Source organism: Amaricoccus sp., assembly GCF_036846665.1.
Taxonomy (GTDB): domain Bacteria; phylum Pseudomonadota; class Alphaproteobacteria; order Rhodobacterales; family Rhodobacteraceae; genus Amaricoccus.
In genome coordinates this window covers 1-8,713 of sequence record NZ_DAIUBO010000165.1, presented here as the reverse complement: position 1 = coordinate 8,713, position 8,713 = coordinate 1, and the positions used below count along the sequence as shown (strand labels likewise).

The 8,713-nt window shown below is 67.9% G+C and carries 7 protein-coding genes; 2 read left to right on the top strand and 5 right to left on the bottom strand.

Going from position 1 to position 8,713, the window contains the following annotated elements:
- From V7050_RS14855 to V7050_RS14835, 5 genes are all read right to left on the bottom strand, one after another.
- Positions 1 to 509 (bottom strand): ABC transporter ATP-binding protein (locus tag V7050_RS14855; RefSeq protein WP_324410738.1); only part of this gene is annotated, 509 nt, incomplete at its 3' end.
- 19 nt (positions 510 to 528) lie between these two features.
- The gene (locus V7050_RS14850) at positions 529 to 2,187 is read right to left on the bottom strand and encodes an alpha-amylase family glycosyl hydrolase (protein WP_324368123.1); all 1,659 of its coding nucleotides are present in this window, start codon (positions 2,185 to 2,187) and stop codon (positions 529 to 531) included.
- A gap of 13 nt (positions 2,188 to 2,200) precedes the next feature.
- Positions 2,201 to 3,340 (bottom strand): carbohydrate ABC transporter permease, encoded by a 1,140-nt coding sequence (locus V7050_RS14845; protein ID WP_324368121.1) that lies wholly within the window; start codon positions 3,338 to 3,340, stop codon positions 2,201 to 2,203.
- Between the two features lie 12 nt (positions 3,341 to 3,352).
- A complete protein-coding gene (locus tag V7050_RS14840) occupies positions 3,353 to 4,351 on the bottom strand; it encodes a carbohydrate ABC transporter permease (protein ID WP_324368119.1) in 999 nt (332 codons plus the stop codon).
- Positions 4,352 to 4,419: 68 nt separating this feature from the next.
- A complete protein-coding gene (locus V7050_RS14835; RefSeq protein WP_324368117.1) occupies positions 4,420 to 5,772 on the bottom strand; it encodes an ABC transporter substrate-binding protein in 1,353 nt (450 codons plus the stop codon).
- A 208-nt stretch (positions 5,773 to 5,980) separates the two neighbouring features.
- On the opposite strand from V7050_RS14835, the gene V7050_RS14830 reads away from it, so the two are divergent.
- Positions 5,981 to 7,018 carry a substrate-binding domain-containing protein gene (locus V7050_RS14830; RefSeq protein WP_324368115.1) on the top strand — a complete coding sequence of 346 codons (1,038 nt, stop codon included), beginning with the start codon at positions 5,981 to 5,983 and terminating at the stop codon, positions 7,016 to 7,018.
- The gene (locus V7050_RS14825) at positions 7,011 to 8,339 is read left to right on the top strand and encodes a GH1 family beta-glucosidase (protein ID WP_324368113.1); all 1,329 of its coding nucleotides are present in this window, start codon (positions 7,011 to 7,013) and stop codon (positions 8,337 to 8,339) included. Before V7050_RS14830 ends, V7050_RS14825 begins: the two co-directional genes overlap by 8 nt.
- Positions 8,340 to 8,713 lie beyond the last annotated feature (374 nt).

The following is an 8,713-nucleotide window of genomic DNA, read 5'->3' as shown; positions in this document are numbered from 1 at the left end:
ACGCGCAGCGCCGCGTCGAGGTTGGAGAGCGGCTCGTCGAAGAGGAAGACCTTGGGGTCGCGCACGATGGCGCGGCCGATGGCGACGCGCTGGCGCTGGCCGCCGGAGAGCGCCTTGGGCAGGCGGTCGAGATAGGGGGTGAGCTGGAGCATGCGCGCGGCATTCTCCACCGATTTCTCGATCTCGTCCTTGGGCCGCTTGGCGATCTTCATGCCGAAGGACATGTTGTCGCGCACGGTCATGTGCGGATAGAGCGCGTAGGACTGGAAGACCATGGCGATGCCGCGCTGGGCGGGGGGCACGTCGTTCATCTTCTCGCCGTCGATCTCGAGCACGCCGCCGGTGATGCGCTCGAGCCCGGCGATCATGCGCAGGAGCGTCGACTTGCCGCAGCCCGAGGGGCCGACGAAGACGATCAGCTCCCCGGTCTCGATATGGAGGTTGATGTCGCGCAGCACATCGACCGGCCCGTAGGACTTGCTGACGTCGGTGAGGAGCAACTCGGCCATCGGCGGCCTTCCTTTCTTCTTATCGCTTGCGACTGGCGAAGAGGGCGTGATGGGCCGGGAGCGTCGCGGAGCCCTGGCGGATCTCGCCCTCGAACCCGCTTCCCTCGATCGGGTCCCAGCTGCCTTCGGGCAGCGTCACCGACGCCGCCTCCGGCGCGAGGTTGAAGGCGCAGAAGACGTCGCCCTCCGGATGGTCCCGGATCCAGGCGACCATGGTGTCGGAATGGTCGTGCAGGGTGAGGCCGCCCTTGACCAACGCCGGCTGGGTCTTCCGCCAGGCGAGCATGTGCCGGTAGAAGTTCAGCAGCGAGGTCGCGTCGGCGTTCTGGGCATCGACGCAGAGCGGCAACTGGTCGAAGGCGACCGGCAGCCAGGGCTTGGCCTCGGAAAACCCGGCATGGGCGCTGTCGTTGGACCAGACCATCGGCGTGCGGCAGCCGTCGCGCCCGCGGAACTTCGGCCAGAAGCGCACGCCGTAGGGGTCCTGGAGATCCTCGTAGGGAACATAGGCCTCGCGGAGCCCCAGCTCCTCGCCCTGGTATAGGCAGAGCGAGCCGCGCAGGCCGACGAGGACGGCCAGATAGAGGCGCATCTGCGCGTCGTCGAGGTTCCAGCGCGAGGCGTGGCGTTCCACGTCGTGGTTGGAATAGGCCCAGCAGGCCCAGCCGTCGGACGCCACACGCAGGAACTCCTTCACGATGGCCGCGATGCGGGTTCCGGTCGGGAGCTGCGGCGACAGGAAATCGAAGGCGTAGCACATGTGCATCTTGTCGCCGCCGGAGGTGTATTCGCCCATGATCTCCATGCCGCGCTGGGCGTCGCCCACCTCGCCGACCGCCGCGATGGCGGGATATTCGTCCATCAGCGCGCGCATCCGCCGCAGGAACTCGAGATTCTCCGGCTGGCTCTTGGAATAGAGATGGTCCTGCCAGTTGTAGGGATTGACCTCCGGCGCGGTGGAATAGTCGCGCCGCTCGGGCGGGAGCGCGGGATTGTCGCGCAGCTGCTTGTCGCAGAAATAGAAGTTGATCGTGTCGAAGCGGAACCCGTCCACGTGGCGGTCGAGCCAGAAGCGCGCGACGTCGAGCAGCGCGTCCTGCACCTCGGGGTTGTGGAAGTTCAGATCGGGCTGGCTCGGCAGGAAGTTGTGCAGATAGTACTGCATGCGCTCGCCGTCCCATTCCCAGGCCCGGCCGCCGAAGATCGCCAGCCAGTTGTTGGGATGGGTGCCGTCGGGCTTGGGATCCGCCCAGACGTACCAGTCGGCCTTGGGGTTGTCGCGGTTCGACCGGCTCTCCTGGAACCAGCGGTGCTGGTCCGAGGTATGGCTGAGCACCAGGTCGATCATCACCCGGAGGCCGAGCTCGTGCGCCCGCGTCACCAGCGCGTCGAAGTCGCCGAGGGTGCCGAACATCGGGTCGACGTCGCGGTATTCCGAGACGTCGTAGCCGAAATCTGCCATGGGCGAGCGGAAGAAGGGCGAGATCCAGATCGCGTCCACGCCGAGGCTCGCCACATGGGGCAGGCGCCCGATGATCCCGGCGAGATCGCCGATCCCGTCGTTGTTGGTGTCCTGGAAGGAGCGCGGATAGATCTGGTAGATCACCGCGCCGCGCCACCAGTCGCGGTCGGGCGGGAGCGGCCGGTCGTCGTGAACGCTGAGCTGGAGGCTGACCATCGCCTGGGCCTTCCTACTTGACCGATCCGGCCAGCAGGCCGCGCACGAGATAGCGCTGCATGGCGAAGAAGACGACCAGCGGCACCGCGATCGACACGAAGGCCGAGGCGGCGAGGATCTCCCATTGCCCGCCGCGCGAGCCGAGGAGGTTCACGAGGCGCGCGGTCAGCACCAGCGTCTGGTCGTCGGTCCCGAGGAAGACCAGCGCCACGAGCAGGTCGTTCCAGGTCCAGAGGAACTGGAAGATCGCGAAGGAGGCGAGCGCCGGGAAGCTGAGCGGCAGGACGATCTTGAGGAAGATCTGGAAATCGGTGGCGCCGTCGACCTTGGCATTCTCGATGATGTCCTTGGGCAGGCCGACCATGTAGTTGCGCAAGAGATAGATCGCGAGCGGCAGCCCGAAGCCGGTATGCGCCAGCCAGACCCCGAGATAGCCCTTGCCGATGCCGACGTCGTTGTGCAGCTGCAGGACCGGGATCAGCGCCAGCTGCAGCGGCACCACCAGGAGGCCGACCACCGCGGCGATGAGCAGCGCGCGGCCGGGAAATTCCATCCAGGCGAGCGCATAGGCCGCAAAGGCCGCGATCAGGATCGGGATGATCGTCGCGGGGATCGCCACGGTCAGGGTGTTGATGAAGGATTGCCCCACCCCGGCGGCGGCCGTCGAGCTGAAGAGCACGTTGCGGTAATTGTCGAGCGTGAAGTCGGGCGGCGTCGAGGCGGTGGTGAAGATGCGCGGCAGGCGCGCGCCCTCGAAGCTCTCCGGGCCGGAGAGCGTGAAGTCGCCGTTCTCCGAGACCGTCAGGGTCTGCCCGTCGCCCATGTCGACGCTCTGGCCGGGCTCGTGGGCCTCGGGCTCGCGCGAGCTCGTGCCCCAGGCCGTCACGGTCGTGCTGGCGCCGTCGAAGAGGCTGCCCTCGATCACGAAGCTTCCGCCCTGCTCGGTCTCATCGCCGCTCACGCGGATCGGCGGGACCTGGCGCTCCTGGGTGGAGAGCGCCGACCACCAGCCGCTCGAGGCGATCTGGTCGGCCGAGCGGAAGGACGACACCAGAAGGCCCACGGTGGGGAAGAGCCAAAGCGCCACCAGAAGCGCGACCGACAGATGCACCGCCCATGTCAGGCCGGATTTCTTGCCGACGATGCTCGCCATTGGCCGCCCCCCTCAGCGCATTTCCTTGCGCGCATTGTGCACGTTCCAGATCAGAATCGGCAGCACCAGCAGCATGATGACCATCGCGCTGGCGGAGCCGACACCCCAGTCGAAGGAACGGAACAGCTTGTCATACATGTAATTGGCCAGAACTTGGGTGTTCCACTGGCCGTTGGTCATGGCGAGCACGATGTCGAAGACCTTGAGCACCACGAGCGTGATCGTGGTCCAGACCACGACGATCGTGCCCATGATCTGCGGCACCTTGATCTTGAAGAAGATCTGGAAGGGATTGGCGCCGTCGAGCACCGCCGCCTCGATGGTCTCCTCGGGGATGCCGCGCAGCGCCGCCGAGAGGATCACCATGGCGAAGCCGGTCTGGATCCAGACGAGCACGATCATCAGGAGGAAGTTGTTCCAGGGGATCAGCGTGAGCCAGGTCTGCGGCTCGCCCCCGAACCAGACCCAGAGCGCGTTCAGGACGCCGATCTGGTCCTGACCGGCGGGGCGCGTGTCGTAGATCAGCTTCCAGATCACCGAGGCGCCGACGAAGGAGATCGCCATGGGCATGAAGATCATCGACTTGGCGATGCTGCCCCAGGCGATGCGGTCGGTGAGCTGGGCGGCGAGCAGCCCGAAGGCGGTCGAGAGGCCCGGCACCACCAGGAGCCAGAGGAAGTTGTTGCGCAGCGCCTCCCAGAACTTCGGCTCGGCGAGCATCTGCGAATAATTGGCGCCGCCGACGAAGGCGCCGCCCGCGTCGCGGTCGGTGACCGAAAGCCAGAGCGTCGCGACCACCGGATAGGCGAGATAGATGCTGAGCGCGAAGATCGCCGGAAAGAGGAACAGCCAGGGCCGGACCAGGTTCGCGCGGTTGATGTTCCGCCCCGCGTTCGGCCCGCGCGGCGGGAAGATCACCTTGTCGAGGACCTGGTTGGAGAAGAAGAAATACGCGATGCAGCCGCCCACGCCGAGGACGATCGTCAGGACACCTTGCACAGCCGGATTCATCGGATCCCCCCGAACCGAATTTCCGGAGGAAGCCCGGGCTTCGCGGGCTTCCCCCCGTCAGCGCGTCGCTATTTCAAGGCGTCCCAGCTGTTCTGGATCTGGGTCGCGACGTCCATCGCCGGCTTGCCGCCCGCATAATCCACCATGCCGGTCCAGAAGGTTCCGGCGCCGACGCCCGCCGGCATCAGGTCGGAACCGTCGAAGCGGAAGGTCGTGGCATCGAGCAGGATGCCGCCCATCTTCTGCAGGGTCGGGTCGCCGTAGAGTTCGGCATTGGCACCCTTGTAGGGCGTCAGGAACCCGGTCTGCGCCATCCAGAGCTCATGGGCGATCGGCGTCTGGAGGAATTCGATGAAGGCGCGGGCCGCGGGGCTGTCCTTGGTGATGAAGGCCAGCGTACCGGCGCCGAGCACCGGGTTGCCGAGGTCCTTCTCGGCATAGGACGGGAAGTAGAAGAAATCCGCGTCCACGCCCAGCTCCACGCCCTCGGGGAAGAACGAGGGGATGAAGGACGCCTGGCGATGCATGTAGCATTGCGGCGGCGAGGAGAAGAGGCCCTTGGGGCTGTCGCGGAAGTCGGTCGATGCCACCGCCCCGGCACCGCCGGCGACCCAGGCGTCGTTCCGGGCGAATTCGCCGAATTCGTCGATCGCCGCCGCGACGCGCTCGTCGTTGAACGGGATCTCGTTGGTCGTCCACTGGTCGTAGACCTCCGCCGGCTGGGTGCGCAGCATCATGTCCTCGACCCAGTCGGTGGCCGGCCAGCCCGTCGCGCCGCCCGAGGCGAGGCCGATGCACCAGGGCGTGCCGCCGTCGTCGACGATCTGCTGCGAGAGCGCCTTGAGTTCCTCCATCGAGGTCGGGATCTCGTAGCCGGCGTCGTCGAAATTGTCCGGCACGTACCAGACGAGCGACTTCACGTCGATCTTGTAGGGGAAGGCATAGAGGCGGTCGGTCCCGTCCGGGCCGGTGTAGGTCCCGAGCTTCACCCAGCTGCTGCCGGCGGCGTAGTTCTCCTCCAGCCAGTCGGCGGTTTCCTCGCCGAGCGGCTCGACGAAGCCCTTCGAGACCAGGTTCTGGATCAGGCCGGGCTGCGGCAGGATCGCGATGTCGGGCGGGCTGCCGGCTTCCGTGTCGATGACGATCTGCTGCTCGTAGCCCTCGGAGGAGGAATAGTTCACCGTCGCGCCGGTCGCCGCGGCGAAATAGGCCCAGATGCTCTCGGCCAGCGCCTGGTCGTCGCCGCGCCAGGGCCCGAAGACGTTCAGCGTCTGGCCCGAGAGGTCGTGCGCCCCGGCGAAGGCGTCGAAGCTGGCCCAGTTGAAGTCCCCTTCGTTCGGCGGGAACTTGAGATCCTGCGCGGCCGCGGCGCCGGCGAGCAGCGCAAGACCGGCGGTGCCGCCGATGAGCGAAACTCTCATGAAATACCCTCCCAGTTGCGCGGCCTGCGCCGCGGCGTCTTCAAGCGGCAGGGTCGGATTCGCCCGGACCTCAAAGCGCTTTGAATACAGCGACCATGCGCGCCATGCGCCAAGCTGTCAAGCCTGCCGCGCGAATTCCGGAGCAAAGTCCATTGTCACCCGGGTCGGGACGCGGCTATGCTCAAACCGCTTTGAAGGCCGCGGCGACATGAACCTCAAGGAGCTTTCGAAACTTCTGAACCTCTCGGCCACGACCGTGAGCCGCGCGCTCAATGGCTATCCGGAGGTGAATGCCGCGACGCGGGCGCGGGTCGTGGAGGCGGCGCGGCGCTACGGCTATGCCCCGAATCAGGTCGCCAAGCGCCTCGCGACGGGGCGGGCGCTGAGCATCGGCCATGTCGTGCCGCTCTCCGGCCACCAGATGATCAACCCCTTCTTCTCGGAATTCATCGCCGGCGCCGGCGAGGCTTACTCCGCCGGCGGCTACGACATGCTCGTCTCGATCGTTCCCGAAGCGGAGGAGGCCGAGGCCTATGGCGCCATGGCCCGGCACCAGAAGGTCGACGGGGTGATCGTGCATGGCCCGAAGCTGCTCGATCCGCGCATCGACCTGCTGCACGAGCTCGGCATGCCCTTCATCGTCCATGGCCGGGATTCGCGGCCCGAGCGGGATTATTGCTGGATCGACATGAACAACCGCCGCGCCTTCCTGCGGGCGACCGAGTTCCTGCTCGACCTCGGGCACCGCCGGATCGCGCTGCTCAACGGGCCCGAGACGATGCAATTCGCCCACCGCCGCCGGCGCGGCTACGAGGATGCGCTCGCCGCGCGGGGGCTCGCGCCCGATCCCGCGCTGATGCGCGGCGCCGACATGACGGAATCCTACGGCCACGGCGAGGCGCTGCGGATGATGGAGGGGCAAGATCCGCCGACAGCCTTCCTGACCGCTTCGATCCTGGTCGCCTTCGGCGCGCTCCGGGCGGTCCGCGAGCTTGCCCTCGAGCCCGGCCGCGACGTCTCGATCGTGACCCATGACGACGACCTGTCGTTCCTGAAGAACAGCGGCGCCGTCCCGCTCTTCACCGCCACCCGGTCGTCGATCCGCGCCGCGGGACGGCGGGCGGCGGAGATGCTGATCGACCACATCGAGAACCCCCGGGCCGAACCCAGCCGCGAACTCTGGGAGGCCGACCTGACCCTGGGCCGCTCCACCGGCCCCCCGCAGCACGAGGCCCGCCATGGCTGATCCTGCCGCCTTCGCCTTCGCCCGCAGCGACTTCCCCGAGGGCTTCGTCTTCGGCGCGGCCACCGCCGCCTATCAGATCGAGGGCTCGCGCTTCGGCGGCGCCGGCCCCTGCCACTGGGACAGCTTCGCCGCGACCCCCGGCAACGTGGTGCGGGCTGAGGACGGGGCCACGGCCTGCGATCATTACCACCGCTGGGAGGCCGACCTCGACCTGATGCGCGACGCCGGGCTCGACGCCTACCGCTTCTCCATGTCCTGGGCGCGGGTGATGCCGGAGGGGCGCGGCGCGGTAAACCGGGAGGGCCTGGATTTCTACGACCGGCTGGTGGACGGGATGCTGGCCCGCGGCCTGCAGCCCTGGGCGACGCTCTATCACTGGGAGCTGCCCTCGGCGCTGTCGGACCTGGGCGGCTGGCGCAACCGCGACATCGCCGGGTGGTTCGCCGATTACGTGACTCTGGTCATGCGCCGGGTCGGCGACCGGATCCATGCCGCCGCCCCGGTCAACGAGCCCTGGTGCGTCGCCTGGCTCGGCCATTTCCTCGGCCTCCATGCGCCGGGCCTCCGCGACATCCGCGCCGCGGCGCGGGCGATGCACCATGTCCTGCTGGCGCATGGCACGGCGATCCAGGCGATGCGGGCGCTGGGCCATGGCAATCTCGGCACGGTGCTCAACTTCGAATATGCCGCGCCCGTCGACGACAGCGCGGCGGCGCGGCAGGCGGCGCGGCTCTACGACGCCATCTACAACCGCTGGTTCGCCGGCGGGATCTTCGCGCAATCCTATCCGGAAGCGGCGCTGGCGGGGCTCGAGCCGCATATGCCGGCGAACTGGCGGGACGATTTCGCCACCATCGGCGAGAAGCTCGACTGGGTGGGGATCAACTACTACACCCGCAAGCTGATCGCGGCCGATCCCGCGAGCCCCTGGCCGCGGCTGCACGAGGTGCCGGGCCCGCTGCCCAAGACCGACATGGGCTGGGAGATCTATCCCGACGGGCTCTATCACTTCCTGACCTGGCTGTCCCGCGTCGCCGCGCCGCGCCTGCCGATCTACGTCACCGAGAACGGCCTGGCGGCGGCGACCCCGCGGGAGGATGTCGAGCGCATCGCCTTCCTCGACGCGCATGTCGCGGCGGCGCGGCGGGCGATGGCGCAGGGCGTGGACCTGCGGGGCTATTTCGTCTGGTCGCTGCTCGACAATTACGAATGGGCGGCGGGCTACGAGAAGCGCTTCGGGCTGGTGCATGTGGATTTCGACACGCTCGAGAGGCGGCCGAAGGCGAGCTACCATGCCCTCCGGGCGGCCCTGGCCGGGTGAGGAGCGGGCCGCCGATCCCGGCGCGCCGCGGGGTGTCCCCATGGGGACAGAATGTAAGCTACTGTAATACAAGGATTAAAGTGTTAACGCTGTTGGATCGCCGCCCAGCCGGTCCCTTGATCGGGCTGACACCGCGGGGCATAGGGTTTGCCGGTGCAGCGCGCGTGCCCGGAGCGGCCGAGGGCCCGTGCGGTCTCTCGGGCGGCGCAGCGGAGGGGGTGGCGATGATCTGGCGCTTGCCGAGGCTATCGCTTCTGGAGCGCATTCCTTCTTCTTCGACCGCCCCGCCACGAATGAGGGCAGCGCCCGGCCCGGCGGGAGCGAAGCGCCCGCCTGGGGGCGGGGCGGGCGCTGCCCGGCGGTGCCCGCCGGGC

Excerpts from the sequence above, each read along its gene's own strand:
- V7050_RS14850 (WP_324368123.1), bottom strand. The coding sequence starts at position 2,187 with ATGGTCAGCCTCCAGCTCAGCGTTCACGACGACCGGCCGCTCCCGCCC.
- V7050_RS14845 (WP_324368121.1), bottom strand. The coding sequence starts at position 3,340 with ATGGCGAGCATCGTCGGCAAGAAATCCGGCCTGACATGGGCGGTGCAT.
- V7050_RS14840 (WP_324368119.1), bottom strand. The coding sequence starts at position 4,351 with ATGAATCCGGCTGTGCAAGGTGTCCTGACGATCGTCCTCGGCGTGGGC.
- V7050_RS14835 (WP_324368117.1), bottom strand. The coding sequence starts at position 5,772 with ATGAGAGTTTCGCTCATCGGCGGCACCGCCGGTCTTGCGCTGCTCGCC.
- V7050_RS14830 (WP_324368115.1), top strand. The coding sequence starts at position 5,981 with ATGAACCTCAAGGAGCTTTCGAAACTTCTGAACCTCTCGGCCACGACC.
- V7050_RS14825 (WP_324368113.1), top strand. The coding sequence starts at position 7,011 with ATGGCTGATCCTGCCGCCTTCGCCTTCGCCCGCAGCGACTTCCCCGAG.